General features: G+C 56.6%; 25 protein-coding genes. 12 read left to right on the plus strand and 13 right to left on the minus strand.

The genetic code is table 11. The annotated features are described in order from the left end of the window. Positions 1–36: 36 nt before the first annotated feature. Together AABB92_RS13160 and AABB92_RS13165 are read right to left on the minus strand one after the other, a co-directional pair. Positions 37–1,449: a hypothetical protein gene (locus AABB92_RS13160; protein ID WP_046289531.1), complete on the minus strand. Its 1,413-nt coding sequence runs from the start codon at positions 1,447–1,449 to the stop codon at positions 37–39. 400 nt (positions 1,450–1,849) lie between these two features. Continuing rightward, positions 1,850–2,047: a hypothetical protein gene (locus AABB92_RS13165; protein WP_152659121.1), complete on the minus strand. Its 198-nt coding sequence runs from the start codon at positions 2,045–2,047 to the stop codon at positions 1,850–1,852. 104 nt (positions 2,048–2,151) lie between these two features. On the opposite strand from AABB92_RS13165, the gene AABB92_RS13170 reads away from it, so the two are divergent. Continuing rightward, positions 2,152–2,715, plus strand: coding sequence for a DUF4142 domain-containing protein (locus AABB92_RS13170; RefSeq protein WP_031375197.1), 564 nt, complete (start codon positions 2,152–2,154; stop codon positions 2,713–2,715). A gap of 157 nt (positions 2,716–2,872) precedes the next feature. Here AABB92_RS13170 and AABB92_RS13175 read toward each other — a convergent pair whose 3' ends face one another. The 4 genes from AABB92_RS13175 to AABB92_RS13190 all read right to left on the minus strand — a co-directional run bounded on the left by AABB92_RS13175 (position 2,873) and on the right by AABB92_RS13190 (position 4,795). Next, positions 2,873–3,412: a GNAT family N-acetyltransferase gene (locus AABB92_RS13175; protein ID WP_031375196.1), complete on the minus strand. Its 540-nt coding sequence runs from the start codon at positions 3,410–3,412 to the stop codon at positions 2,873–2,875. A 179-nt stretch (positions 3,413–3,591) separates the two neighbouring features. Continuing rightward, entirely contained in the window at positions 3,592–3,750 is a 159-nt protein-coding gene (locus tag AABB92_RS13180) for a methyl-accepting chemotaxis protein (protein ID WP_238585878.1), read from the minus strand. 317 nt (positions 3,751–4,067) lie between these two features. Beyond that, positions 4,068–4,487 carry a helix-turn-helix domain-containing protein gene (locus AABB92_RS13185; protein WP_031375194.1) on the minus strand — a complete coding sequence of 140 codons (420 nt, stop codon included), beginning with the start codon at positions 4,485–4,487 and terminating at the stop codon, positions 4,068–4,070. Beyond that, positions 4,484–4,795: a type II toxin-antitoxin system HigB family toxin gene (locus tag AABB92_RS13190; protein ID WP_031375193.1), complete on the minus strand. Its 312-nt coding sequence runs from the start codon at positions 4,793–4,795 to the stop codon at positions 4,484–4,486. Before AABB92_RS13190 ends, AABB92_RS13185 begins: the two co-directional genes overlap by 4 nt. 456 nt (positions 4,796–5,251) lie before the next feature. Here AABB92_RS13190 and yajD point away from each other — a divergent pair, with 456 nt between their 5' ends. Further along, positions 5,252–5,599 (plus strand): HNH nuclease YajD, encoded by a 348-nt coding sequence (gene yajD / locus AABB92_RS13195; RefSeq protein ID WP_031375192.1) that lies wholly within the window; start codon positions 5,252–5,254, stop codon positions 5,597–5,599. A gap of 72 nt (positions 5,600–5,671) precedes the next feature. Here the strand turns inward: yajD and AABB92_RS13200 are convergent, their stop codons facing one another. Continuing rightward, positions 5,672–6,619 carry a sulfonate ABC transporter substrate-binding protein gene (locus AABB92_RS13200; protein ID WP_031375191.1) on the minus strand — a complete coding sequence of 316 codons (948 nt, stop codon included), beginning with the start codon at positions 6,617–6,619 and terminating at the stop codon, positions 5,672–5,674. A gap of 94 nt (positions 6,620–6,713) precedes the next feature. Next, a complete protein-coding gene (locus AABB92_RS13205) occupies positions 6,714–8,603 on the minus strand; it encodes a sigma-54-dependent Fis family transcriptional regulator (protein WP_031375190.1) in 1,890 nt (629 codons plus the stop codon). A 274-nt stretch (positions 8,604–8,877) separates the two neighbouring features. On the opposite strand from AABB92_RS13205, the gene ssuD reads away from it, so the two are divergent. The 8 genes from ssuD to AABB92_RS13245 all read left to right on the plus strand — a co-directional run bounded on the left by ssuD (position 8,878) and on the right by AABB92_RS13245 (position 18,402). Then, a complete protein-coding gene (gene ssuD, locus AABB92_RS13210) occupies positions 8,878–10,050 on the plus strand; it encodes an FMNH2-dependent alkanesulfonate monooxygenase (protein WP_046289532.1) in 1,173 nt (390 codons plus the stop codon). 18 nt (positions 10,051–10,068) lie between these two features. Beyond that, positions 10,069–11,481: an FAD/NAD(P)-binding protein gene (locus AABB92_RS13215; RefSeq protein WP_031375189.1), complete on the plus strand. Its 1,413-nt coding sequence runs from the start codon at positions 10,069–10,071 to the stop codon at positions 11,479–11,481. A gap of 72 nt (positions 11,482–11,553) precedes the next feature. After that, on the plus strand, positions 11,554–12,963 hold the full coding sequence (locus AABB92_RS13220; protein ID WP_031375188.1) for an LLM class flavin-dependent oxidoreductase: 1,410 nt from the start codon (positions 11,554–11,556) through the stop codon (positions 12,961–12,963). Then, positions 12,960–13,976 carry a methionine ABC transporter ATP-binding protein gene (locus AABB92_RS13225; RefSeq protein ID WP_046289533.1) on the plus strand — a complete coding sequence of 339 codons (1,017 nt, stop codon included), beginning with the start codon at positions 12,960–12,962 and terminating at the stop codon, positions 13,974–13,976. The genes AABB92_RS13220 and AABB92_RS13225 overlap by 4 nt, the downstream gene beginning before the upstream one ends. Continuing rightward, complete coding sequence (locus AABB92_RS13230) at positions 13,973–14,677, plus strand: methionine ABC transporter permease (protein ID WP_031377727.1); 705 nt, start codon at positions 13,973–13,975, stop codon at positions 14,675–14,677. Before AABB92_RS13225 ends, AABB92_RS13230 begins: the two co-directional genes overlap by 4 nt. Continuing rightward, a complete protein-coding gene (locus tag AABB92_RS13235; RefSeq protein WP_031377726.1) occupies positions 14,674–15,549 on the plus strand; it encodes a MetQ/NlpA family ABC transporter substrate-binding protein in 876 nt (291 codons plus the stop codon). The genes AABB92_RS13230 and AABB92_RS13235 overlap by 4 nt, the downstream gene beginning before the upstream one ends. Before the next feature lie 182 nt (positions 15,550–15,731). Further along, positions 15,732–17,195, plus strand: coding sequence for an MFS transporter (locus AABB92_RS13240; RefSeq protein ID WP_031377725.1), 1,464 nt, complete (start codon positions 15,732–15,734; stop codon positions 17,193–17,195). After that, complete coding sequence (locus AABB92_RS13245) at positions 17,188–18,402, plus strand: acyl-CoA dehydrogenase family protein (protein ID WP_031377724.1); 1,215 nt, start codon at positions 17,188–17,190, stop codon at positions 18,400–18,402. The genes AABB92_RS13240 and AABB92_RS13245 overlap by 8 nt, the downstream gene beginning before the upstream one ends. Positions 18,403–18,472: 70 nt before the next feature. Here AABB92_RS13245 and AABB92_RS13250 read toward each other — a convergent pair whose 3' ends face one another. Next, complete coding sequence (locus AABB92_RS13250) at positions 18,473–18,823, minus strand: DUF3147 family protein (protein WP_031377723.1); 351 nt, start codon at positions 18,821–18,823, stop codon at positions 18,473–18,475. 661 nt (positions 18,824–19,484) lie between these two features. On the opposite strand from AABB92_RS13250, the gene AABB92_RS13255 reads away from it, so the two are divergent. Both AABB92_RS13255 and AABB92_RS13260 read left to right on the plus strand, forming a co-directional pair. Next, entirely contained in the window at positions 19,485–20,774 is a 1,290-nt protein-coding gene (locus tag AABB92_RS13255) for an MFS transporter (protein WP_046289534.1), read from the plus strand. Between the two features lie 10 nt (positions 20,775–20,784). Then, positions 20,785–21,783, plus strand: coding sequence for a 4-hydroxythreonine-4-phosphate dehydrogenase PdxA (locus AABB92_RS13260; protein ID WP_046289535.1), 999 nt, complete (start codon positions 20,785–20,787; stop codon positions 21,781–21,783). 203 nt (positions 21,784–21,986) lie between these two features. Here AABB92_RS13260 and arsC read toward each other — a convergent pair whose 3' ends face one another. The 4 genes from arsC to AABB92_RS13280 all read right to left on the minus strand — a co-directional run bounded on the left by arsC (position 21,987) and on the right by AABB92_RS13280 (position 25,088). Beyond that, on the minus strand, positions 21,987–22,415 hold the full coding sequence (gene arsC, locus AABB92_RS13265; protein WP_031377721.1) for an arsenate reductase (glutaredoxin): 429 nt from the start codon (positions 22,413–22,415) through the stop codon (positions 21,987–21,989). A gap of 48 nt (positions 22,416–22,463) precedes the next feature. Continuing rightward, the gene (locus tag AABB92_RS13270; RefSeq protein WP_031377720.1) at positions 22,464–23,747 is read right to left on the minus strand and encodes an arsenic transporter; all 1,284 of its coding nucleotides are present in this window, start codon (positions 23,745–23,747) and stop codon (positions 22,464–22,466) included. A 94-nt stretch (positions 23,748–23,841) separates the two neighbouring features. Continuing rightward, complete coding sequence (locus AABB92_RS13275; protein WP_031377729.1) at positions 23,842–24,195, minus strand: metalloregulator ArsR/SmtB family transcription factor; 354 nt, start codon at positions 24,193–24,195, stop codon at positions 23,842–23,844. A 269-nt stretch (positions 24,196–24,464) separates the two neighbouring features. After that, complete coding sequence (locus AABB92_RS13280) at positions 24,465–25,088, minus strand: pyridoxamine 5'-phosphate oxidase family protein (protein WP_031377719.1); 624 nt, start codon at positions 25,086–25,088, stop codon at positions 24,465–24,467. Positions 25,089–25,100 lie beyond the last annotated feature (12 nt).

The raw sequence follows: 25,100 nt of genomic DNA on the forward strand, positions 1-25,100 counted from the left end.
CAGGCTCACCGATTAAAGCGGCGAGCCTGATTATTATTAACGCATCACTTTGACATCTTCCAGCGTGACCAGGCTTTCAGGTTTACCACTTATTTGCGTCGCGACCGGGACGAAAATATTGAGGTCCTGCAGCCAGGCAAATTTATCACTGCTACCCGGTTGCCCTTCGTCAGTTTCATCACACTTAACCAGCAGATATTTCCCACTAAACTCAGGTGAAATTTCATGCGCATCCCCCTGATCGGTTACGTCGCAACGTAACGCTGAAGCAGTGACTTTCTTATCGGCATCAATGCTTTCCCATTTCGCCTGATAGTGTTGCCCGGTCACTAACGGGAAACGCAGATCCGTCTGCAACGTGTTGAGCCGCGAAGCACCATTACTGATGGACATTGTGAACTTCAGCTGTAGCTGATTAGCCAGCGTTAAACGTTGCACCGTCCAGATACCATAGTCTTCCAGTTTGCGTATATAACCATCTGCTTGTGCATCCAGCTGTACTTTAACCTTACCCAGGGCGCTGACCGTGGTATAGCGAACCTGCTTAAAGCGCGGAAGCGCCCAGGGTTTAATCAGTGACTGTGCCTGATGCTCAATGGCTGCTGAAAGAGGGAATTTACTCAGCCACTGCGGATTATTATTGCTCAGATCGGGCATTGTTGGCCCCATCAGCTTTGATGCTGGCTTATTAGCCGCAGGGACAAAGTGTCCTTCGGCTCTGAAAGTTTTCCCTGCGGGTAACTGGCAGAGTTGCTCAAAGCGTTGGGTCATTTGGCCGTCAATTTTGAAGCTACTCTTGCGACGAATGATATCAGCAGTGATGAGTGAATCGGTAACGCGGCCTTCACTGTCGACGTTCATCGCAGCCACAGCATCACCCTGATGGGTTTTACAGTTATACAGGTAATGCTCAATCTTTAATTCAAGCGGGGCGTCATAAGGCGGTTCCCAGATGATATCTGCAAAGTCATATCCCATGCGCACCGATAAAATATCACCAATATGCTCAATGCTATTCACATCGACAAGGTTGGTAGTACCGTACTCAGACGTGGCTGATAATTTTTCCCAGCGTGCCTCTTTTATGGGTAACTGACAAACCTTGCGAATATCCTCTGCCGTCATTTGACTGTCATCCTGTGCCGGCGCATAGCGGAGGTAACTATTGCCGTAAAAGCGAGCTTTAGTAAGCCCGCTCTCATTCAATAAATCCTTGTACAGAAGCTGTGCCGTGCCGTGCTTACAATCAACGGATCGCCATTGCTGAGCTGTTTTTCCATTATTGAAGTTTAACGACACCATGTAATTCACACGATCGTGGATTTTGGTGACCGAAAAGGGGTTAGTTTTGCCGCCGGTCAATACAGGATTATCCGCAGCCTGAACCAGAGAAAAGGGCAGCAGCGTCAGAAAAAAAAGTGGCCGGATTAAATGGCGTACGCAGTACATACATGTTCCTTCATATAGTGTAAGAAAGGGAGTTATCGGCATCAGAAGCGGGATCGTTAGTGTTACGCGCCAGAAAAAACAGAGTGTGCGGTTGCTGCCGCCACTTCTGCACAAAATTGTCCGCCGCTTGTCGTGCCGTGAGCTACCAGAAAAAAGGATTTCATTGCGGCAAACAAACGGAGTGCGTCATCAGCGATATTGCATTATCAGCGACATTGCATTGTTTCGGTCGGCTTGTCATTCAGTCAGAACAGATAATTATCTGTTCGCCCGGCTAAGCGAAACCGTACAACTTTACCTTTGTTGTGAATATACCAATCGGCGTCCGCGTCTGGCCTTAAGCGGACGTTAATATGCTTCAAAGATTTGCTCTGATTACTGCTGATGTTATGACCGATATTCAGAATCGTATACCCGAATGAATAGCATTTTTAGCGATACGGCAGAATGATTGTTCTGAATCAGTAGTGCGGGCGAGTGAGTGAAACACCATCTTTCCGCCCTTCGCTTTAAATTTTTTCTGCTGCGATTCCCGCTTTTTGCTTTCGGCATTTTCTGCCGTCCCGGTTAAAGAAAATAGCGCATCTGGCTGGCTCAAATCATTGATCCACTATACTGACCAGTGAAGTTGTTATTTCACGACGAGACTGTTCACGATTAATGAATTAATACTGACCTCACCATGACGATCGGGAGAACAAAATGCAAAAGAGTAAAACCCTTAAAGGTCTGATAGCCGTATCGCTATTCGCAGCAATGTTCAGCACTGTCGGCGTGCAGGCAAAGACAACGACCAGCGCTGCGGACGCTGCTATGCAGAATGGATCGAAGGCTAAGCTCAGCGCCGGCGACGAAAAAGCGTTGAAAGACATGGCACAGGCCAATATCAATGAAATTGCCGCCGCAAAGATCGCCCTGACTAAGGCTGAAAGCAGCAAAGTCAAAGCGTTTGCCCAGCAGATGGTTAAAGACCATGGTGACGCCCTGAGCAAAGTACAAATGGTCGCCCAGCAAAAGGGTGTGACCTTGCCGACGGAGCCGGACGCCAAACACACGGCGATGGCCGCCACGCTGGAAAAGCAGAGCGGCGGCGCGTTTGACAAGATGTACATGGAAAATGCCGGCACCATGGATCACAAGATGGTGCTGTCGAAGCTGCAAAGTGACGCCAGTAAGATCAAGGATCCGGATGTGAAGGCGCTGGCTGACGCGCACATTCCGGTAGTTGAGCAGCATCTGAAGTCCGCTCAGCAGATGGCGATGTAAGTGGGCAGAACAGGAGCAGTTATCAGGTTGTCCGGTGGGCAATGTGCCCTGCGGGCTGGGCAACCGGCCATCAGCGGTATCGGCGCCGACACTGGCGATACGCCAGTCGGACTAAAAGCCTGGCCTGCCGCCTGAGAAAGCCCGCCAGAGCGGTATTTTATTGCCGCATACACCACTCATCGCGCGTTATCTCCCACAGTTGATAGTCCAGCAGACCGGCGACATAGGCTTTCTTGCCGGTTTCGATCAACCGCATTCCGGAATGACGTGAGATTGATACCGAGCCGCTATTGACCGCGGCTTTCGGCACCCGCATCACCGGCCGGCCCAGCGTCCTGAACCAGAAATCGTTCACCGCCTGGCACGCTTCCGTCATGAAGCCGTGCCTCTGCCATTCCGGCACCAGCCAGAAACCCCGGTTATCATTTTCCTGATCGCGCAGTTCAATAAGACCGATGAGCTGTTCAGGTTTTTCCTGCCGCCTGATGGTCCAGCACCAGGCCTGTCCGGCCTGCATCGCGGGTAATGCGATATTCTCGACGTAATCCTGCGCGGCACCGTCGGGGTAGGGCCAGGGTATGGCAGCCGTCAGATAACGCACAATTTCCCACTGCGGGAACAGTACCTGAATAGCTGCTGCGTCGTGACGCTGAAGCGGTTCGAGCAGCAGCCGTTGAGTCTCAAGCTGTGGTGTCATGCTTCCTCCGTGTTGCGGTTTACCCTTGCAATGATGTTGCTATGCCAGCGCGTGCGTTTCAACCTGTAGGTTGATTATCGAGCCTGGCAGCGTAAGCCTTATCGCCTAACAGACTGCACGGTGCAGTCTTAACCATTATCTGCCTCGTCAGCTGAATTTTTGATTTGTCTCTGAAGCCCTCAAATCTGGCCGGTGATGTCAGCGGTTCTTTGCGTCAGCGTGCGGATCGCGCTGGCAATGACCGGGAAGCCTCGTCTATGAACATCTGCCCGGGCTGCTTCAATGCTGGCGTTTAACGAGATCAACCTAATCTGGGCGGCGATAAAGTCGGCGGGCATGGCGCAGCGCCTTACGCGTTCGATAACGTGCCGTTAACCCAGACGACGGTCATCATTGCGGGCTTGCCCACAGTCAGAACCACGGCGCAGATCTTCTTATCCCTCGGAACCTCTGAGAAGAAAAAATCGCTGGTGGGCGGTTTGTTCACTAAAAGAAGAGTAGCCCGGTGCGCTGGCTTGTGCCGTCCGGGGAAGTTTGAAAAGAGCCTCTTCAGCCCCGGGCTTATGGCGATGGTGCAGAAAGTCACTTGTTGCGGGTCAACGCATCTTTCTGTGGGAAATAAAAAGCCCGCTGTTAAGCGGGCTGGTGGCTAAGGTTAGAGGAACCATTGCGGCTTCACGCCGAACCGGGCTGAAAGCGCCTTGATATGTGAGATCGTCAGGGAACGCTGGCCGGAGAGGATCTGGCTTACAAGGGATTTAGAACCAATCTCTTCCTTCAGATCGGAGTAGGTCAGCTTATGCTGGTCAATCAGCGTGCGCAGCAGAGCGACGCCCACCGGCATTTCATCAACTGAGTTATTAAACTCGGCAAAGCGCTCGCTGTTATCCTCATAGTCGGCGATTTTGGCCGCCAGGAAGTCAATCAGCGGGTTTTCGTCGTCGTGGTCGATCAGGTAGTCCACCAGCGCCAGTGCGTCACGGTAGTCCTTCTCGGAGACACTGCCCCCCAGGAAAGGGACGGCGGCGACCAGTTGTTTTGTTGCCTCGATAGCTTTATTGGTGTCGACGATCATTCTTTATTCTCCCGATAGTAGCGAGTCAGCTTATCGTATTCAGCATGGGTGGCGATGTGCTTCACGTAAAAGCGCTTATTCACGAAGTTGATGTAGGCGATCACGCGTAAGTTATTGCCACCTACATCTAAAACCCACCACTTGTTGCGGTACTTAAAATTATCCAGGCTTGGCACGGCGGCACGCAGTTCATCCGGCGATTTGAAATCTGTTTCGCGAACCAGACGATACAGCGCCTTTATGGCTAAGGCATCGTTTGGAAAGAGCCGTGCCGCTTGCTCAAGTGGCTCTTTTGAAATGACGTGCATTAAGTGATTCCCTTCAGTAGTTCACAATATGTAAACACAATAACGCACAATACTCCCGGTGGCAATACCAGATAAGTCACGGTAAGAAGGAAGAGCGGGCCCGCCGTAGTGGGCAGGTATTACAGGTTAAGCAGGAATCCAGAATCGTTGCGATAATGCTGAAAGGATCTTCTCTACCGTGTCTGGCCAGGAGATGTCGCAGCCGGTAGAGCGTCAATGAGTGCTGGCGCTGTTTATTTTCCAGTGCATTAATTTTATTGGCCTGCAGCGCCTTGAGGCGCAGATAGGGGTTTGACGTGCCCACGTTGCTTTGTTGACTGGCGTCCGGCAGCGCAGGATTTGCCTCACCGCTGGCGGCGAAATGCGGACTTAATTTGCAACTTAATGTACCCTGTTAAGCAGACTGGCTGGCTTAAATACCCGCTAAAATACTCTTGTTAACAGGTAACATCGGCAATGGCTCTGATCCCGAAAAACTACACGCGGCTGGAAAGTGGCTATCGTGAAAAAGCGTTAAAAATCTATCCGTGGGTGTGTGGACGTTGCTCACGCGAGTTCGTTTATTCGAACCTGCGTGAATTAACCGTGCACCATATCGATCACGATCACACCAATAACCCGGAAGATGGCAGCAACTGGGAGCTATTGTGTCTCTATTGTCACGACCACGAGCACTCGAAGTACACCGAAGCCGATCAGTACGGCACCAACGTGGTGGCGGGAGAGGACGCGCAGGATGATGTGGGCGCAGCAACCTATAATCCGTTTGCCGATTTAAAATCGATGCTGACGAAGAAGAAATAAATCTCACCGGCGCTGCCGATCGGCCATTCTGCATTCCGGCCAGTCGGCAGCGCTGATTCGAAGACTGGCGCTTTATTTTTTATCCAGCGACCAGGTCGCGCTGCGGACGTCTACTTTCACCGGCAATAACCCAATCCCGGTAAATTTATCGGCCAGCGCCTGCTGCTGCGTAAAGACCTCCGGCGTCATGCGCTGCGCACCGTAAGGCATTCTCGCCAGCGCACGTTGCCAGATTGGCTGCGGCAGGCCGGTTGACGAGGACATGATTTTTGCTGCCTCCTGCGGGTGCTGATTGGCCCAGCTACTGAGGGTGCCAAGCTGGTCGATTACCTGCAGTGCGGTCTGCGGATAGCTTTCAGCAAACTTACGGCTGGCAAGATAGAAGGTGTAATGCGGCACCAGCCCTTCAGCATTTTTTATCAGCCGGGCGTTGGCGTTGGTTTCCACTTCAGCATAGTAAGGGTCCCAGATAACCCAGGCATCGACCGCGCCACGCTGAAATGCCGCGCGCGCATCCGCCGGCGGTAAATAGACCGGAGTGATATCTTTATAGTTCAGGCCCGCCTGTTCCAGCGCCGTCACCAGCAGATAGTTGACGTCCGACCCTTTATTCAGCGCCACCCGCTTACCTTTCAAATCCGCCACATTTTTGATGGGGGAGTTAGCCGGCACCACAATGGCTTCAGTCTGTGGATTGGCCGGGGAGTGCGCCAGATAAACCAGATCGGCATTCGCCGCCTGCGCAAAGGTGGGCGGAGCATCGCCGGTGGCGGCAAGGTCAATACTGCCCACGTTCAGTCCTTCCAGCATCTGCGGCCCGGCCGGGAACTCGACCCAGTGCACCGCGATCCCCTGTTTCCTGAAGGTCTCATCCAGCGTGCCGCGATACTTCAGCAGGGCGAAGATATTGGCTTTCTGAAAGCCGATGTTAACCGTCTGCGGTGACTGTTCAGCCTGAGTAGTGAAAATCATCCCCGCCTGCGCGGCGACAATAAGCGCACTGAGTAAAACTTTTTTCATCTCTCTTTCCTGAGTCTGGTTGTAATCAGCGCAACATAACAAACGGCGCTTAAAGCGCTTAGCGATGAAAAATTCTATGCTTAGCTAAAAAACATTATTGCTGCCAGACGGTGTCGCGCACTTTTATCGCCCGATTAAACAGGCCGAGCGCATAGAAGCGGTCAGCAATGATCTGCTGCTCACGAATAATCGCCAGGTTCATCCGCTGGGTTTGATGACTGCGCCGCGCCAGCGCATGCTGCAGTGAGGCGGTCGGGATGCCCAGCTCGCCGGATAACAGTTCAGCCGCTTCGTGACGGTTTGCATCGATGTAACGCCCGGTCTGCTCCAGCGCGTCAAGCAGCCGTTGCAGCAGATCGGCCGAATGGGCAGCAAACCCGCGTTCAGCCAGGTAGAACTGATGATTGTTGACCCGCCCGACGCCATCGGCGATCACCCGTAATTGGCCCGATTTCTCCGCATCGCTGAGTAGCGGATCCCACATCATCCAGGCATCAACCGCGTTCAGATCGCTGGGCGTCAGTGGATATTTTGGCGGAGCATAAACGATGCGTACCTCATCCAGCGCCAGACCGGCTTCATCCAGAATCTGTAACAGCAGATAGTGAACGTTAGATCCCCGGTTGACTGCGATACGTTTTCCCCGCAGGTCCGCGATCTGCCGCACCGGGCTGTCATGGGTGACCAGCAACGCCACGCTCTGCGGCGCAGCGGGCTCCCAGGCGACATACACCATCGGACTGTTGCCGGCCTGCGCGAACAGCGGCGGTACCTCACCGGTGGTGCCGAAATCGATCTCATGGTTACTCAGCGCATGTAACAGCTGCGGTCCGGCCGGGAACTCGCTCCACAATACGCTCACGCCCTGGCCCGCCAGCTGTTTCTCCAGCGTCTGTCGCGCTTTCAGAATGCCAAGATTGCCAAATTTCTGATAACCAATACGCAGTTCCCGCTCCGGTCGGACCGGCTGCAGCAGCGACGGATCGCGCAGACGCATCAGGTTGCGGCGCGGCTTTATCACCCCAAGGTGCCCGAGCTGGGTGCGCAGGGTATGACGACTGATGCCGAGTAGTGACGCCGCCTGTACCTGATTGCCGTGGCTCAGCTCCAGTGCATTTTTCACCAGCGCGGCGATCACGCGCGGGTAGATCGGGCTGTCGCTCTCCTGCATCTGCTGGCGCAGAAAACGACTCAGTGCCTCTTCACCCTGCGGCACCTCGCTGCTGGCAACCGGCCCTAACCGCAACTGCTGCGGCGTGATCAGGGCGCCAGTACTCAGCAGCACGGCGTTATGCAGCGTATTTTCCAGTTCGCGGATATTGCCCGGCCACGGGTAGTCACGCAGCGTGTCGATGGCGTCCTCGCTAAGCCGCAACTGCGGACGTCCCAGACGCCGGGCATAAAGTTGCAGAAAGTGACCGGCCAGTAGCGGAATATCCTCACAGCGCTGGCGCAACGGCGGCAACGTCACACTGGCGACATTCAGCCGGTAGAACAGATCGTCGCGAAAACGCCGTTCGCGGATCGCCACCGCTAAATCGACATGGGTCGCGGCAATCACCCGGACGTTGACCTTGACCGCTTTTGACGATCCTACCCGGATGATTTCGCGCTCCTGCAACACCCGCAGCAGTTTGACCTGTAACGGCAGACTCAGTTCGCCTATCTCATCCAGCAGCAGCGTGCCGCCTTCTGCGGCTTCGAACCAGCCCAGATGCCGATCCTGGGCACCGGTAAAGGCCCCTTTTTCATGACCGAATAGCTCTGACTCGGCCAGACTTTCGGTCAGCGCGCCACAGTTGACCGCCAGGAAAGGATGCTGGCTGCGCGGGCTGTGATGATGCAGATAACGCGCCATCACCTCTTTGCCGGTGCCCGTTTCACCAATAATCAGAACCGTCGCATCGGTAGGTGCGAGCTGATCAAGCACGTTTTTAAACGCACGTGAGGCGGGATCAATTAGCTCCGGACCGGAAATCTGCATCTCATTCCCCTGCAAGAAAAGCCAGCCATGACGATAGCGTGACAGCAGGCCGGAAACGAGAGGCTGCCAACGGCAAAAAGTTGCAAATGCAGCAGCCTGTCACCGCAGTTGTTGCATTGGCAACTGAGGCCATTGATTATCGAAAAATATAAGCCGTTGAATTAAAAGTAATAATAGAAACTGCGCGGTTGGCACGTTCTCTGCTAAACCACATATAACCAAATGAATGGCTGCTATGTATTAAATTCAAATATCGTTATAAAGGAATCTGCTAATGCGCGACGCAACACAGGCAAACCTTAACCTGTTCTGGTTTTTGCCTACCCATGGTGACGGACGTTATCTTGGCACCACCGAGGGTGGAAGAGCGGTAGATCTACCCTATTTACAACAAGTTGCGTTAGCTGCGGATAACCTTGGCTACTACGGCGTATTAATCCCGACCGGCAAAAGCTGCGAGGATTCATGGCTGGTGGCCGCTGCGCTGGCACCAATGACGAAAAAATTGCGTTATCTGGTGGCGGTTCGTCCCGGCCTGCAGCCGCCCAGCCTGGCGGCGCGGATGGCGGCCACACTCGATCGCCTGTCAGAGGGGCGCTTGCTGATCAATGTGGTGACCGGCGGTGATCCAGTGGAAAACAAAGGTGACGGCATTTTCCTCAGTCATGCTGAGCGTTATCAGGTTACCCGGGAATTTCTGACCGTCTATTCGCGACTCCTGAAGGGCGAAAAGGTCGATTTCAGCGGCGAGCACATTCGGGTTGAAGGGGCTGAAATTTTGTTTCCGCCGGTGCAGCAGGATGGTCCTCCGCTCTATTTTGGTGGATCGTCGGACGAGGCTATCGACGTTGCGGCTGAGCAGATCGATACTTATCTCACCTGGGGCGAGCCGGTCGGGCAGGTGGCTGAGAAGCTGGCCGTGGTGCGCCAGCGCGCCGCAGAAAAGGGGCGCACACTCTCTTACGGTATTCGTTTGCATGTCATTGTTCGTGAGACTGAAGAGGAAGCCTGGGCCGCCGCCGACCGCCTGATCGCTCACCTGGATGAAGAGACCATCGCAGCAGCGCAGAAAATTTTTGCCCGGATGGATTCAGCCGGCCAGGCGCGAATGAGTGCGCTGCATCAGGGCTCACGCGACAGCCTGCGCATCGGGCCGAACCTGTGGGCTGGGGTCGGGCTGGTGCGTGGCGGTGCCGGTACCGCGCTGGTGGGCAATCCACAACAGGTAGCCGATCGCATTCGTGAATATCAGGCGCTGGGCATCGGGAACTTTATCTTCTCCGGCTATCCGCACCTTGAGGAGGCCCATCGCTTCGCCGAACTGGTGATGCCGCTGCTGCCGCTGGCGGCGAACACCGATAAACAGCAGCGTCGGGTGAATACCGGGCCGTTTGGTGAAACCATCGGTGGCGACCGTCGTCCGGATAAACCAGCCAGCGCGCGTTAACAGAGGAAAAGGCCACGTATGTCACAACAGCACATCGTTATTATTGGTGGCGGATTTACCGGGACCGCGCTGGCGATTCATCTGGCGCGGCTTGGTCCGGCGGGATTACGGGTCACGCTGATTGAACCGCGCGAGCAGCCTGGTCAGGGTGTGGCGTACGGTACGGTCGATCCGGCCCACCGCATCAACGTACCCGCCGCCCGGATGCAGCTAGCCGGTGACCCGGACGGCGCTTTCGATCGCTGGTTCCGGGCCTCGACTGGCGTACAGGCCGATCCCGATGCGCTGTGGCCGGATGGCAATGTTTACCCGCAGCGCGGTCAGTTTGGCCGCTGGGTCAACCAGCAGTTTAACCAGGCGCGGGCGGACTCTGCGGTGCAGCTCAGCCACCTGTGTGATCGGGCCGTTACCCTGCGTGATGGCGTGGTGACGACCGCCTCCGGCCAGCAGCTAAAGGCCGACCACGTAGTGCTGGCGATCAGTCATCCGCCGCCCGCGTTGCCGGCATTGCTGCAACCTTTGCTGCATCATCCGGCCGTGATCGCGAATCCGTGGCAACGCGATGCGCTGGCACAGGTTGCGCCGGGCGATCGCGTGGCCATTATCGGCTCGGGTTTAACCATGTCCGATGTGGTGGCCTCACTGCATCGTCAGGGGCACCACGGCACCCTCACCGTTTTCTCACGGCGCGGACAACTGCCACGCCCGAACCTCAGCGGCAGTTATGACAACCTGACGCTGGACTACGCGCAGCCACAGCCGGCGACGGCGCGTGGCTGGCTGCACCGGATCCGTCAGGAGATCAGGCTAGCCGCCGTGCAGAACCTGCCGTGGCAGCTGGTGCTGGATGATATCCGCCGCAACGGACAGCGCATCTGGCAAAGCCTCTCGCTGGCGGAACAGCGGCGCTTTTTGCAGCATCTGCGGCCGTGGTGGGACGTACACCGCTACCGGATTGCGCCGCAGGTCAGCGCGGTACTCAGTCAGCAGCAGGCCAGCGGCCAGCTGACGGTACTGGCTGCCCGCCTGTTAGCCGCCGACGTCATCGAACAGCAGCTCAGCCTGACGCTGGGGCTGCGGGGCGGGGATGCCACTACGATTCGGGTCGATAAAGTGATTGTCACTACCGGACCGGCTCATGGCGCGCTGCTGAGCAGCAGCCCGTTACTGCATCAGTTGCAGGCTGACGGGGTGATCCAGCCCGATCCGCTGGCGTTGGGTATCCACGTAAACGCACTTTCGCAGACCCTGAACGCGCAGGGCGCGGCCAACCCGCAGCTCTATGTGGCCGGACCGGCGGCGCGCGGGCATTTTGGCGAGCTGATGGGACTGCCGCAGGTGGCCGAACACGCGGAATCCGTGGCGCAGCACCTGCTCGCGGGCACCCATTCTCCTCACCATGAGCGATGTCCCGGCTCACTCACGCACTAAAACTAACCTGTAAACCCAATCGATAATTAAACGTGGGCGGCAAGCAATTGCCGCATCCGCTCAGGAGTCGCTATGCCATCGCAACGTGAAATTCGCCTTAATGCTTTCGATATGAACTGTGTCGGTCACCAGTCACCCGGCTTGTGGGCCCATCCGCGCGACCGATCCTGGCAGTACAAAGATCTGGAATACTGGACCGATCTGGCGCGGCTGCTGGAGCGTGGTAAATTTGATGGGCTGTTTATTGCCGACGTGCTGGGCGTGTATGACGTGCTGAACGGCAACAATCAGGCGGCGATTCGTCAGGCCACGCAGGTGCCGGTAAATGATCCGCTGGCGTTAATCACTCCGATGGCGCTGGTCACCGAACATCTTGGTTTTGGCCTGACGGCGTCGCTGTCGTTTGAGCATCCTTATCCGTTTGCCCGTCGCCTCTCAACCCTTGATCATCTCACCAAAGGCCGGGTCGGCTGGAATATCGTCACCTCGTATCTGGAAAGTGGGGCGCGCAATATCGGTCACCAGACGCAAACCGATCATGATGCCCGCTACGACTATGCCGACGAATATCTGCAGGTGATCTACAAGCTGCTGGAGGGCAGCTGGGAGGAGGACGCGATTCTGCGCGATCGTGAACGCCGTATCTTCAGCGATCCGCATAAGATCCATCCGATTAATCATCAGGGCAAATTCTTCCAGGTGCCGGGTATTCATCTGTGCGAACCGTCGCCGCAGCGCACGCCGGTGCTGTATCAGGCCGGGGCCTCCAGCCGCGGTAAAGCCTTCGCAGCCGGCCATGCCGAGTGCGTTTTCGTCGCCGCGCCGTCGAAAGTGCTGCTGAAAAAGACCGTGGCGGATATCCGGCGACGGGCGGCCGAAGCGGGACGCGATCCGCGATCGATTCTGATCTTTAATCTGCAAACGGTGATTGTCGGCGAGACCGATCGGGCGGCGCAGGACAAATGGACCGAATACAAACGCTATGTCAGCTACGAAGGCGCACTGGCGCTGATTTCCGGCTGGACCGGTATCGATTTCGGCCAGTATCAGCCGGATCAGGTATTAAAACATCTGCACACCAACGCCATTCAGTCGGCGGTGGAGACCTTTTCAACCGCCGATCCCGATCGTCAGTGGACGGTGCAGGGACTGGCAGACTGGGTCGGGATTGGCGGTTTTGGTCCGCTGCTGGTGGGCAGTGCCGCCACGGTTGCCGATGAGTTGCAGAGCTGGGTAGAGGAGACGGACGTTGACGGCTTCAATCTCGCCTATGCCGTGACGCATGAAACTTTTACCGACGTGGTCGGGCTGCTGGTGCCGGAGTTGCAGCGGCGTGGCGTCTACAAACAGGATTATCAGCCGGGTACGCTGCGTGAAAAGCTGTTTGGTCAGGGGCCGCGGCTGGCGTTACCGCATCCGGCTGCCGGTTATCGCTGGCCTGCTGCGGCAGAAGCACGGATTAAAAGCGCGGAGGCCTCATGATTGAGATCGAGGGTTTGTGCAAAAGCTACGCCGCGCCGAACAATCGCACCATTGAGGTGCTCAACGCGATTACCCTGAGCGTGCCCGCCGGTTCGATCACTGCTGTGGTCGGGCCGAGTGGTGCGGGCAAATCGACGCTGGCGAAATGCATCAGTCTGCTGGAGAAGCCAACCTCGGGCAGCATCCGGGTCAATGGTGAGGATCTGTCGCACTACAGCGGGGAAATGCTGCGCCGCAAACGCCGGGCGATTGGCACCGTCTTTCAGTCATCGGCTCTGCTGCAACGTAAAACCGCCTGGCAGAATGTTGCCCTGCCGCTGGAATGGCTCGGCGTGGTGCCGGGTGAGATCAAACGTCACGTCGGGACGCTGCTGGAGAGCGTCGGCCTGAGTGCGAAGGCGGACTTTTATCCGGCGCAGCTGTCAGGCGGCCAGCGTCAGCGTGTGGGGATCGCCCGTGCACTGGCGCTTAAACCGTCGGTGCTGCTGGCTGATGAAGCGACCTCCGGACTCGATCCCGACGCCACCAGCGCGATTCTGACGTTACTCAAAACCCTGCGTGACCAGTTCGGCTTATCGATCATCTTTATTACGCATGAGATGGATGTGGTACGGCGCGCGGCTGACGCGGTGGCGCAGATCGCCGAGGGCCGGCTGGTGCATCAGGGTGCGTTACGCACCTTGCTCGCCAGCCCGGACTCCTCACTCGGACAACAGCTGTTCCCGCTACGGCCGCTCGCCGGCCATGGCGACCTGCTGCTGCAGCTCACCTACGGCGATCGTCCGATCGCTCCCGACTGGATCAGCCAGCTGACGCAGCGGTTTGGCGTGCAGGTCGATCTGCTGGCGGCGCACGTCGAGCAGGTGGGTGGCGCGCTGGCCGGGCGAATGCAGGTGGCGATCCGCTTTTCGCACAGCGCCGTCACGCCGACTCAGCTGATTGAACAGCTTGGGCTATTTGGCATTCATGCCGGGCTGCTCGATCAGCGTCCGCTCCTGCGGGAGGCCGTATGAAGCCCGCCGACGTCATCAGCCAGGATACGCCGTGGGGCCAGCTCCCTGCGCTGATGCTGCCCGCCTATGGTGAAACCTGGCTGATGGTCATCATCGTCATGCTGTTTGTGGTGTCGTTCGGCGGCGTGCTGGGTGTGGTGTTGTTTAATAGCTCACGGCAGGGGCTGTTTCCGCAGCCGACGCTTCATCGCAGCCTGAGTGGCCTCGTTAACATCGGCCGGTCGCTGCCTTTTCTGGTGCTGATGGCAGCGATCATTCCTTTTACCTTCTGGCTGACCGGCACCACCATCGGTATTCCGGCCGCGGTAGTGCCGATGATCATTGCCGGCACGCCGTTTTTCGCCCGGCTGGTCGAAAACGCGTTACGGGAATTGCCCGCCGAGGTGACGGCTGTTGGGCTGGTGTCGGGCGGTTCAGTCTGGCAAATCATTACCCGCGCCCAGCTCAGTGAAGCATTGCCGGCTATCGTCGCTGCGGTGGTGCTGAATCTGATCTCAATGATCGAATATTCCGCTATCGCCGGCACCATCGGCGCGGGCGGTATTGGCTATCTGGCGGTGGTTTACGGTTATCAGCGCTTTGATCAACACATCATGATTGCAACCATCATCGTGCTGATTGTCACTATCCAGCTGGTTCAGTTTTTGGGTGACCGTGTTATTGCGGCACTGCAACCTCATCAGGGAAAACATCGGTTATGACACATCACGACTTTGAAATCAGACAAAAGAAAAAATGGCCGTGGGCAGTTGCCGCGCTGGTGCTGGTGGTGATCGCCGGCATTGCCTGGTTTACCTTTGCTCACCAGAGCCGGGCGGTGACCTTTGGCAGCACGCTGAAGGTCCATTTTGAGCCGGCAATGGCCGGTGAGGCACGGCTAATCGAGTATGTGGCGCAACATATTGCGCCTGACTATGGCATTAAGCTGGAAGCAGCCGGTTTGCAGGATCCGGTGCAGGCCGATCGCGCCGTAGCCGAAGGGCAATACGCTGCCACGGTTTATCAGCATCAGTGGTGGCTTAAACAGGTTGTCGAGGCAAATAAGTTTGAGCTGACGGCAACCCAACCGCTGTTCCAGTGGGCTTTCGGCATTTACTCCGATCGTTACCGTTCCATCAGCGATCTGCCGCCAGGCGCGGTGATTGTAGTGCCAAACGATGGGGCTAATCAGGGGCAGGCGTTGTGGCTGTTGCAGCGCATCGGGTTACTGACACTCGATCCGTCGATAGAGCCACGGACCGCCAGACTGCGGGATATTAAAGATAATCCGCATCAGTGGGTATTTAAGGAACTGGATTTATTAACCATGCCTCGCGCGCTGAATTCAGTGGATGCCGCCATTGGTTATGTTTCGCAGTTTGATGCCGGAAAAGTACCGCGCGATAAAGGGATCTTATTTCCGCCCGCGCCACGAACCTTCGCCTCACAGTTGGTGATTGGCACCCGCTGGCTGTCGGACGACAACATTATCAGGCTGAAAAAAGCTTTTGCCGATCCGCGTTTGCAGCAGTGGTTAAAACAGACCCAGGATCCGCTGGTAAAAGGTGTGCTGGTGCCGGTTTCGGCTGAATAAAAAGATTCATGTTTTAAAAATACCGGGTGAATCGGGCGATTCATCCGGTTTTTTTGCTGCCTGAAATTCATGTTTAAGTTATTGATATAAATGAAATAGTTATCTGTATTTGTTGTTTGTTTACCGTCCGGTTAATTCATATAAACACCGGGTCACCTGCTGAATACAATAACGAGGATATCATGAGTACACTGAATATTGACGACACCCTGAACGTCCCTCCACCACATTCGGCACCGGTGCGCTCGGTGAGTGATGTGGCGAAACTGATCAATAGCCGTGCCGAAAAAAACAGCTACGCGCGCTGGATTGTTTTTCTGGCGCTGGGCGGCGTGTTTCTCGATGCCTACGATCTGACCACGCTCTCTTACGGTATCGATGATGTGGTGAAGGAGTTTGGTCTGACGCCGACCCTCACCGGCCTGGTAACTTCATCGATTATGATCGGCACCATTGTGGGTAATCTGGTGGGTGGATGGCTGACCGATAAATATGGCCGCTATTCGGTGTTTATGGCGGACATGCTGTTCTTTGTGGTATCGGCTATTGCGGCGGGGCTGGCACCCAACGTGTGGGTGTTGATTGGTGCGCGATTTCTGATGGGCATTGGGGTGGGGATTGATCTGCCGGTGGCCATGGCCTATCTGGCGGAGTTTTCAAAATTCTCGGGCAAGGGAAATAAAGCCTCCCGTCTCGCGGCCTGGTGCCCGATGTGGTACGCGGCATCGTCAGCCTGTTTCTTTATTATTTTCGCCCTCTATTTCCTGCTGCCGGCTGAGCATATCGACTGGCTGTGGCGCGCCTCGCTGCTGTTCGGTGCGGTGCCGGCGCTATTGATTATCGCGGTGCGCAGCAAGTTTATGAACGAGTCGCCGCTGTGGGCGGCTAATCAGGGCGACTTAAGCGGCGCGGTGCGCATTCTGCGTGACTCGTACGGCATTATCGCCCATGAAGAAAAAGCCGCTGAACCGGTGATGAAACACGCGGCGGTGCCTGAGGTGAGTTTTCGGGTGCTGTTTCAGAAGCCCTACCTTGAGCGCACCCTGGTCACCGCAGTGATGAACATCTGTATTTCATTCGAATACACCGCCATCGCCTTTTTCCTGCCGTCGATCCTGGCGCAGTTCCTCGGTGCCGGCGTATTTGAAACCATTTCCGCCTCGCTGGGACTGAATGCGCTGTTTGCCTTTACCGGTGGGCTGCTGGGGATGCGGCTGGCGTGGAAATTTCCCTCACGGCATGTCGCGATTGCCGGTTTTGCACTGCAGTTTATCGCACTGGTCTCGCTGGCGTTAATTGGCCATCCGCAGGCAACGCTCGGGGTGGTGTTTGCGGTACTGATGCTGGGCCTGTGGCTGTTTGCCGAAGGTTTTGGTCCCGGCGCGCAGATGATGATCTATCCGGCGCTCTCTTATCCCACCCATATCCGGGCCACCGGTGTTGGCTTCGGCCGTTCCCTGTCGGGGATTGGCAGTGCGCTGGCGCTGTTTATCCTGCCAATTTTGCAGGCGCGTTACGGCACCAATCTGTTCTGGATCGTCTCTCTCGCCGCCATTATTCCGATCGTTTTCCTGTTAGTTATCCGTTTTGAACCCACCCGACAGGACATTGATGCGCAACCTGAATCAGGAGAAAAGCATGTCTGAATTAAACCACAACGACTTCGTCGCACTGCAACACCGTTTCAGACCGGTTTTCGACCGCATTGCGGCAGGTGCCGCTGCGCGCGAAGCCGATCGGGTGCTGCTGGATGAGCCGATCCGCTGGCTGAAACAGGCGCGATTTGGCACGTTGCGCATTCCGGTGGCGGAGGGGGGATTCGGCGTCTCGCTGCCGCAGCTGTTCGAATTACTGACTGAGCTGGCCGCAGCGGATTCCAACCTGCCGCAGGCGCTGCGGGCGCATTTTGCCTTTGTGGAGGATCGGCTGAATCAGCCGGACAGTGACGACCGGCGTCGCTGGTTTAGTCGCTTTATTGATGGCGAACTGGTCGGCAGTGGCTGGAGTGAAATCGGTGCGGTTAAGCTGGGTGAGGTCAATACCAGGGTGACGCCAGCGGAGCAGGGCTGGCGGCTCAGCGGCGAGAAATTTTACAGCACCGGCACGCTGTATGCTGACTGGATTGATGTCTATGCCCGGCGCAGCGACAACGGCCGCGATGTTATCGCGCTGGTCAGCACCCATCAGACAGGCGTCGAACGCGACGATGACTGGGATGGTTTTGGCCAGCGCCTGACCGGCAGCGGGACGACGCGCTTTAATCAGGCGCGGGTAGAACAGCCACACGTCTATGACTTCAGCGAGCGTTTTCGCTATCAGACCGCCTTCTATCAGCATGTGTTGCTGGCCGCGCTGGCAGGCATTGGACGGGCGGTGGTACGTGATGTGGCGCAGGGCGTGGCACAGCGTAAGCGAATCTACAGTCACGGTAATGCCGGCCAGGTTAAGCAGGATGTTCAGGTGCTGCAGGTGGTGGGTCAGATCAGCAGCTGGGCGTGGGCGACAGAGGCGGCGGTGGCGCGCGCAACCCACTCATTGCAGCAGGCGTTTGTGTTGCAGCAAGGTGATGTCGATGAGGTACAACGCCACGCGGCTAATGTGCTGGCGGAAGTCGAATCAGCCCAGGCGCAGGTCATTGCGGTTGATCTGATCACCCGCGCCGCCAGTGAGTTATTTAATGCGCTGGGTGCCTCTGACACCCGCGTCAGTCAGGCGCTGGACCGTCACTGGCGCAATGCCCGCACGCTGTCGTCACATAATCCGGTGATCTACAAAATGCGAAATGTCGGTGACTGGCAGGTTAACGGCAGCGATCCGACCTTTATCTGGCAGATCGGCAACGGAACCGCTTAGATCAGCCTGGCGATTGCGGGTCGCTAAACGGCAGCCCGCAATCGCCTTTCAGCCGCACCCTGGCGGAGCGTTACCACAGCGCAATGCCGCAACGTTTTAACAGGATCGCCCAGAGCGCAAACAGCAGCAGCGTCAGGCCACAGCAGAGGGTCAGCGTCAGCCAGAAGCCATAACGCTGATGGAGAAACGGAAACAGGATAAACATCGGCAGGGTTGGCACCACATACCAGAAAGTGTACCAGGCGTGGGCAGAAATTTTCTCCGCCGTCTGGCCTTCCAGCTTCATCCACACCAGCACCAGCACGGTGACCAACGGCAGGGCGGCCAGCAGCCCGCCGAGCCGATCGCTGCGTTTGGCCGTTTCGGAAATCAGCACCACCATAAATGCGGTTATCGCATATTTTGACACCAGCCAGAGCATAGTTTTCCTCGTTAATCAGTGAGCTGCCAGCCGGATGCGGCAAACCCGCTCACCCGGTGCGTATCAGCAGGCGAAACACGCGGGGCTATCCCGGACCTGTGCTGCGGTGGTGGTCAGCGCAGGCTGGTCAGGCAGGCAGAGCCATTAATCAAATATATCCTTTCCGCCAATAAAACAAACCGCTTACGGCACGGGACACCTTTTACCGGGCCGCATCAGATTGCCTGCGCCAGCCGCCAGCCGCCAAAAATACGACGTGCATCTGCACGCATCGCGAACATAGAAACTAAAAAAGCCGCTGAGCTTTTGTTAGTGGCTTACCCTTTGATTGTTCATATGTTCATCCCTGGGCGGCTTTGCTGCGACAGACTTCACAACCCCAGCGATGAATTTTATAAAGCCGGATAATTGTGATTGTACTCACAATGAGCAGGCAAAAAATAGGCGATAAAATATAACAAATGAACAACATCCGTTCATATGAACGTAAGCAGTAACCTCTGCTGTTAACGCTAATAGAAAAAGGGACGACTATGCCAGCTCACACCCTGCGCTTCGATGGTTGTAGCAGACCGCTTCCCCCTACGGGATAGATTGCCCGTTACGTTGCGCCGCCTGATAGCGACATTCAACCTCTGACCTGAACACACAAGGTTCCTCTATGAAAAACCGATACAGTACGAAAATACTGGCGCTTTTCTGCGCCCTGTCATTTCTGATGTATGTCGATCGCGTCAACCTGTCGACAGCTGCCGGGCTGATTAAGCAGGATTTAGGCCTTAACAACACCGATCTTGGACTTATTTTTTCCGCTTTTGCTTACACCTATTTAGTTTTCCAGATTGTTGGCGGCTGGTTTGTCGATCGCTACGGTGCCCGCAAAACCATCATTATCTGCGGCAGCATCTGGGTGGTGGCTACCGTTTGTACCGGCTTTGCTGGTGGCTTCGCCTCTCTGTTTCTGTCACGGATGTTGTTAGGCATTGGTGAAGGCGCCGCGCTGCCTTCCCAGGCACGGGCCATGACGTTCTGGTTCTCCAGTGAAAAACGTGGTTTCGTCCAGGGCATCACCCACTCCTTCTCCCGCTTCGGTAATGCGGTGACACCGTCACTGGTGGCGCTGCTGGTGATGCTGCACTCCTGGCGTTTCTCCTTTATTGCCTTAGGGGTCATCACTGCGGTGTGGCTGGCATTCTGGATTGCCGGCTTCCGCGACAACCCACATCTGATTGCCGACATGAGTGAGGAGGAGCGCAAAATCCTGCCAAAACCGGATGCCAGCCTGACGGTTAAAGCGCCAACGCCGTGGAAGGCACTGCTGAAACGCATTGGCCCGACCATGGGCGTCTATTTCTGCTACGGCTGGACCGGCTGGCTGTTTTTTACCTGGCTGCCCACTTTCTTTATGAACGGTCGTGGCATGGATCTCAAATCGTCAGCGCTGTTTACCTCGGCGGTCTTTCTCTCCGGCGTGGTCGGCAACACGGTCGGCGGGGTGGTCAGCGACCGGATCCTGAAACGCACCGGCAACGTGGTCGCTGCGCGTCGTAACGTGATTATCTTCAGCTTTCTTTCCGCCGGATTACTGCTGATACCGGTGATCGGTTCCACCGATATGACCGTGATTACGGTCTGCCTCGGTCTGGCCTTTTTCTGCCTCGAACTGACGATTGGTCCGATCTGGGCGGTACCGATGGAGATCACCCCTAAATATGTCGGTGTCGCCAGTGGGCTGGTGAACGCCGGTTCGGCGGTGGCAGGCATCATCTCGCCCATTCTGTTTGGCATCATCATCGACAAAACCGGTAACTGGAGCCTGCCGTTTTACGGCTCGGTGCTTCTGCTGATGGTGGGCATCGTACTGACCTTCTTTATGCGTCCAGATATTCCCTTATCTGAAGATGCTCCTTCTCGCGGCGCGGTTGAGCCGGTTAAAAATGCGTATCACTGAGGAATCCCTGATGAAAAAACCTTCTGTTGCACTGGTGCTGGGCGATCCAGCAGGTATTGGTCCGGAGCTGGTGGCGAAAGTGCTGTCACAGCCGGCGCTGCGCGCGCTGGCTAACGTGATTATCATCGCGGACCGCCATGAGCTGGAAAAAGGCATGGCCATTGCCGGTCAGCGTTTCGACTATGACGAAATCACCGATACCACAGCAATTGCGTTCACCGCCGACCGGCCGCTGCTGCTCAATCACGACTGGTCCCGACGTACGCCGTTCCACTATGGCAGCGCCAGCGAACAAAGCGGCGTCTATATCCTGGAGACGCTGGCCCGTGCCGTCGAATTAACCCAGCAGGGTATTACCCAGGGGATCTGCTTCGCGCCGCTGAATAAGCAGGCGATGCACATGGGCGGACTGAAGCATCGCGATGAGCTGCACTGGTTTGCTGAGCTGCTGAAGTTTGACGACTTCTGCTGTGAGGTTAACGTGGTAGATGATCTCTGGGCGGGACGCGCGACGTCGCACATTCCGTTCCGCGATATCGTGAAAAATCTCAGCGTTAACGGTGTGGTGGAGACGATTTCACTGATGGATCGTACGCTGCGTCAGGCTGGCATCGCCGCGCCCAAAATTGCCGTGCAGGCGCTTAACCCGCACGGCGGCGAGAATGGCCTGTTTGGCGATGAGGAGCAGACGATTATCCAACCGGCGATGTCGCAGGCCAGAGCACTGGGGATTGACGTTTACGGGCCTTACCCGGCGGATACCACCTATAAAGCGGTGGAGACCGGTAAGCTGGATGCGGTGGTATCGATGTACCACGACCAGTTCGCCACGGCGCTAAAAATGCTGGGCTTTGAGCGCGGCGTAACGGTTCAGGGTGGGTTGCCGGTCCCGATTGCCACCGCCAACCACGGCACCGCCTATAACCTGTATGGGCAAAATCTTGCCACGCCCTCGGCGTTTGAGAATGCCTTCCGCCTGCTGGTAAAAATGGCGGGCAGCGCTGGTTAAGATGGCACAGTGATCCCGGCTGACTGCCGGGATCAGCCGGTTTAACGGGGCGGATCGTCGCGCACCCCACCAGCACCCCTTCGCCTGAACGCGCCGCGCCGGTAAACCTCTGCAACAGTTAACGCGATGACGGTGGTGCGGCAGATTCCCGGTTATCCTCTGCCGCGCCGTTGCCTGAACATCGTTAACTTCGCAGAATGTGGTTAATCACCGATGCGGTTACCCTGCTGATCAATGACGGGTTCTCCGTCCTCTTTGCTGAACGCGCCTTGCTGCCGATCCGGCAGAATATCCAGCACCTGCTCAGAAGGACGGCAGAGCCGGGTGCCGAGCGGCGTCACCACGATTGGGCGGTTAATCAGCAGCGGATAAGCCAGCATCGCGTCCAGCAACGTATCATCACTCAGCTGCTGATCCGCCAGCCCCAGCTGCTGGTAGGGCTCGGTATTCTGCCGCAGCAGGGCGCGCACGCTGATGCCCATCTCTGCGATCAGTTTTTTAAGCGTTTCGCGGGTTGGCGGCGTCTCCAGATAGAGCACGATTGCCGGCTCGACCCCGCTGTTGCGGATCAGGGCCAGGGTATTACGCGAAGTGCCGCATTCCGGGTTGTGATAAATAGTGATGTCTCGCATAAAGCATTCTCCGTTACGGAACGGCACTGGCACGTTCCGCTTGTCAGGTCAGAAAGAGAGTCGCAGCGCCAGCGCCGTTAGCGTAACCAGCAGCACCGGCAGCGTCATAACTATCCCCACGCGGCAGTAATATCCCCAGCTGATGGTGATGTTTCTCTGCGCCAGAACGTGCAGCCACAGCAGAGTCGCCAGGCTACCGATCGGGGTGATCTTCGGCCCCAGATCGCAGCCGATAATATTGGCGTAGACCATCGCCTCTCTGACTACGCCCTGCGCGCTGCTGCCGTCGATGGAGAGCGCGCCCACCAACACCGTCGGCATATTGTTCATCACCGAAGAGAGCAGGGCGGTGAGCAAACCGGTTCCCAGCGTGGCACCCCAGAGGCCATGTTCAGCGAAGCGGTTCAGCACGGCAGAAAGGTAGTCGGTCAGGCCGGCATTTTGCAGGCCATACACCACCAGATACATGCCAAGCGAGAAGATAACGATCTGCCAGGGCGCGCCTTTCAGCACCTTGCCGGTATCAATCACCCGACCACGACGGGCCACGGCCAGCAGGATAGCTGCCGCCACCGCCGCCACCAGGCTGACCGGCACTCCCAGCGGTTCCAGGCCGAAGAAACCGACCAGCAGCAGAATCAAAACCAGCCAGCCAGCGTTAAAGGTGCGGCGATCCCGAATCGCCTCGCCGGGTGACTTCAGCTTGCTCAGGTCATAGCTGTGCGGGATATCCCGACGGAAAAACAGCAGCAGCATAACCAGGGTGGCAGCAACCGAGGCGAGGTTAACCGGCACCATCACCGCAGCATAGTCACTGAATCCGAGCCGGAAGTAGTCCGCCGTGACGATATTCACCAGGTTTGAGACGATCAGCGGCAGGCTGGCGGTATCGGCAATAAAGCCTGCCGCCATCACAAAGGCCAGCGTTGCGGCGGGGCTGAAACCCAGCGCCAGCAGCATGGCAATCACAATCGGAGTCAGGATCAATGCCGCCCCGTCATTGGCAAACAGCGCAGCGACTGCCGCCCCCAGCAGCACAATCGCTGCGAACAGCCGACGGCCTCTGCCGCCGCCCCAGCGTGAAACGTGCAGCGCGGCCCATTCAAAAAAGCCGGACTCATCCAGCAGCAGGCTGATGATGATCACCTCGATGAAGGTGGCGGTGGCGTTCCAGACGATGTGCCAGACCACAGGGATATCGGCTATCTGCACCACACCACTCAGCAACGCCAGGCCGGCACCGAGCGTGGCACTCCAGCCAATGCTTAATCCTTTAGGTTGCCAGATAACCAGCACCAGGGTGAGGACGAAAATCGCGCTCGCCAGAAACATAGCTTCTCCTGTTGAATAACGTCACCCGGCCAGCCGGGCTGTAGATACTGAATCGAAAAATATCCGCTATTTCGAATATGTAAGGACAAAATTTTTAGATGCAGACCGGCTTGCCGTTGGTGGTGGCATTGTCGCGCTCGGCCTGCTGGCGAATCAGTCGGATCTCATCCTGCTGGCTGAGATAAGCCTGCTCGATAATCATGGCGGCCCAGGCAGGCATATGGGGAGACAAACGATAGTGGATCCATTTGCCGTCGCGCCGGTCGATAAGCAGCCCGTGTTGCCGTAATAAAGCCAGATGACGGGATATTTTCGGCTGGGGCTGTTGCAGCGTCGACGCCAGCTCACAGACGCACAGCTCGCCTTTTTCACGCAGTAATAACACCAGATAAAGTCGGGTTTCGTCAGAAAGGTTTTTGAACAGTTGAAGCGGGGTGATTTGCGACATGATAGCATCCTGTGACCGTAGCGATTCAGTCTCAGGCTTTCGCCACGCCGGGTCAATAACATATTCACTTTTTCGAATTTGTTTTTTTGATGGCTGGCAGCATGCAGCGGCGGAGGTAATCAGCAGCGCCGTGCTGAAACAGCATATCGACAGTGCTGCTGGCGTGACAACGCCGGTTACCGCACTCTCCACAACATTAACCGGGCAGCAAGGCGTGGCGCGTCGGCCATCGCTGGCCAGCGGTTGACTGTGTCAGCATGCTGAAACACTCAGTACAGCGTGTTTTTCAACCGCTCCGGCAGGGCTTTATCATACGCCTCGCCATCAATCGCGTTACCGGCGATCTGGTTCAGGATACTGCCGGTGCTGGGCAGTTGCTGACGCTCAATCTGAACCGCCGGGTCCCATAATCTGGCGCGGATAATGGCGCGACTGCACTGGAAAAAGACGCTCTCTACCGCAATGCGCAAGACGGTTTTAGGGAATTGATGATTGACGGCGAAGCGGGCCAACAGCGCTGGATCGGTGCTGATTGTCGCCTTGCCGTTGACCCGCAAGGTCTCGCCAATCCCCGGGATGAGAAACAGCAGCGCCACCCGGTTGTCGTGCAGAATATTGCGCAGGCTATCGATGCGGTTATTGCCTCGCCGGTCGGGCAACAGCAGCGTGCGGTCATCCTGGATTTCAATGAAGCCCGCCGGATCGCCGCGCGGTGATACGTCCAGTCCGTCCGGACCGGAGGTCGCCAGCGCCACAAACGAGGAGGCTTCGATAAAGGGACGATAAGCCGGATGAATATGGTCAGTCACCTTGGCCAGTGAAGGTGTAGCCACCGCGCCGTAAATCCGCTCCAGTTCTGCCAGCTCAGTAATCGAGGTTTTCTCTTCAGTCATCTTATCCACTTC

This window comes from Pantoea brenneri, from assembly GCF_038594305.1.
Classification (GTDB): Bacteria; Pseudomonadota; Gammaproteobacteria; order Enterobacterales; family Enterobacteriaceae; genus Pantoea; species Pantoea brenneri.

What these genes read in the sequence shown, in the direction of transcription:
- AABB92_RS13160 (WP_046289531.1), bottom strand. Translation starts at nt 1,449, where the DNA reads ATGTACTGCGTACGCCATTTAATCCGGCCACTTTTTTTTCTGACGCTG.
- AABB92_RS13170 (WP_031375197.1), top strand. Translation starts at nt 2,152, where the DNA reads ATGCAAAAGAGTAAAACCCTTAAAGGTCTGATAGCCGTATCGCTATTC.
- AABB92_RS13175 (WP_031375196.1), bottom strand. Translation starts at nt 3,412, where the DNA reads ATGACACCACAGCTTGAGACTCAACGGCTGCTGCTCGAACCGCTTCAG.
- AABB92_RS13180 (WP_238585878.1), bottom strand. Translation starts at nt 3,750, where the DNA reads ATGCCCGCCGACTTTATCGCCGCCCAGATTAGGTTGATCTCGTTAAAC.
- AABB92_RS13185 (WP_031375194.1), bottom strand. Translation starts at nt 4,487, where the DNA reads ATGATCGTCGACACCAATAAAGCTATCGAGGCAACAAAACAACTGGTC.
- AABB92_RS13190 (WP_031375193.1), bottom strand. Translation starts at nt 4,795, where the DNA reads ATGCACGTCATTTCAAAAGAGCCACTTGAGCAAGCGGCACGGCTCTTT.
- yajD (WP_031375192.1), top strand. Translation starts at nt 5,252, where the DNA reads ATGGCTCTGATCCCGAAAAACTACACGCGGCTGGAAAGTGGCTATCGT.
- AABB92_RS13200 (WP_031375191.1), bottom strand. Translation starts at nt 6,619, where the DNA reads ATGAAAAAAGTTTTACTCAGTGCGCTTATTGTCGCCGCGCAGGCGGGG.
- AABB92_RS13205 (WP_031375190.1), bottom strand. Translation starts at nt 8,603, where the DNA reads ATGCAGATTTCCGGTCCGGAGCTAATTGATCCCGCCTCACGTGCGTTT.
- ssuD (WP_046289532.1), top strand. Translation starts at nt 8,878, where the DNA reads ATGCGCGACGCAACACAGGCAAACCTTAACCTGTTCTGGTTTTTGCCT.
- AABB92_RS13215 (WP_031375189.1), top strand. Translation starts at nt 10,069, where the DNA reads ATGTCACAACAGCACATCGTTATTATTGGTGGCGGATTTACCGGGACC.
- AABB92_RS13220 (WP_031375188.1), top strand. Translation starts at nt 11,554, where the DNA reads ATGCCATCGCAACGTGAAATTCGCCTTAATGCTTTCGATATGAACTGT.
- AABB92_RS13225 (WP_046289533.1), top strand. Translation starts at nt 12,960, where the DNA reads ATGATTGAGATCGAGGGTTTGTGCAAAAGCTACGCCGCGCCGAACAAT.
- AABB92_RS13230 (WP_031377727.1), top strand. Translation starts at nt 13,973, where the DNA reads ATGAAGCCCGCCGACGTCATCAGCCAGGATACGCCGTGGGGCCAGCTC.
- AABB92_RS13235 (WP_031377726.1), top strand. Translation starts at nt 14,674, where the DNA reads ATGACACATCACGACTTTGAAATCAGACAAAAGAAAAAATGGCCGTGG.
- AABB92_RS13240 (WP_031377725.1), top strand. Translation starts at nt 15,732, where the DNA reads ATGAGTACACTGAATATTGACGACACCCTGAACGTCCCTCCACCACAT.
- AABB92_RS13245 (WP_031377724.1), top strand. Translation starts at nt 17,188, where the DNA reads ATGTCTGAATTAAACCACAACGACTTCGTCGCACTGCAACACCGTTTC.
- AABB92_RS13250 (WP_031377723.1), bottom strand. Translation starts at nt 18,823, where the DNA reads ATGCTCTGGCTGGTGTCAAAATATGCGATAACCGCATTTATGGTGGTG.
- AABB92_RS13255 (WP_046289534.1), top strand. Translation starts at nt 19,485, where the DNA reads ATGAAAAACCGATACAGTACGAAAATACTGGCGCTTTTCTGCGCCCTG.
- AABB92_RS13260 (WP_046289535.1), top strand. Translation starts at nt 20,785, where the DNA reads ATGAAAAAACCTTCTGTTGCACTGGTGCTGGGCGATCCAGCAGGTATT.
- arsC (WP_031377721.1), bottom strand. Translation starts at nt 22,415, where the DNA reads ATGCGAGACATCACTATTTATCACAACCCGGAATGCGGCACTTCGCGT.
- AABB92_RS13270 (WP_031377720.1), bottom strand. Translation starts at nt 23,747, where the DNA reads ATGTTTCTGGCGAGCGCGATTTTCGTCCTCACCCTGGTGCTGGTTATC.
- AABB92_RS13275 (WP_031377729.1), bottom strand. Translation starts at nt 24,195, where the DNA reads ATGTCGCAAATCACCCCGCTTCAACTGTTCAAAAACCTTTCTGACGAA.
- AABB92_RS13280 (WP_031377719.1), bottom strand. Translation starts at nt 25,088, where the DNA reads ATGACTGAAGAGAAAACCTCGATTACTGAGCTGGCAGAACTGGAGCGG.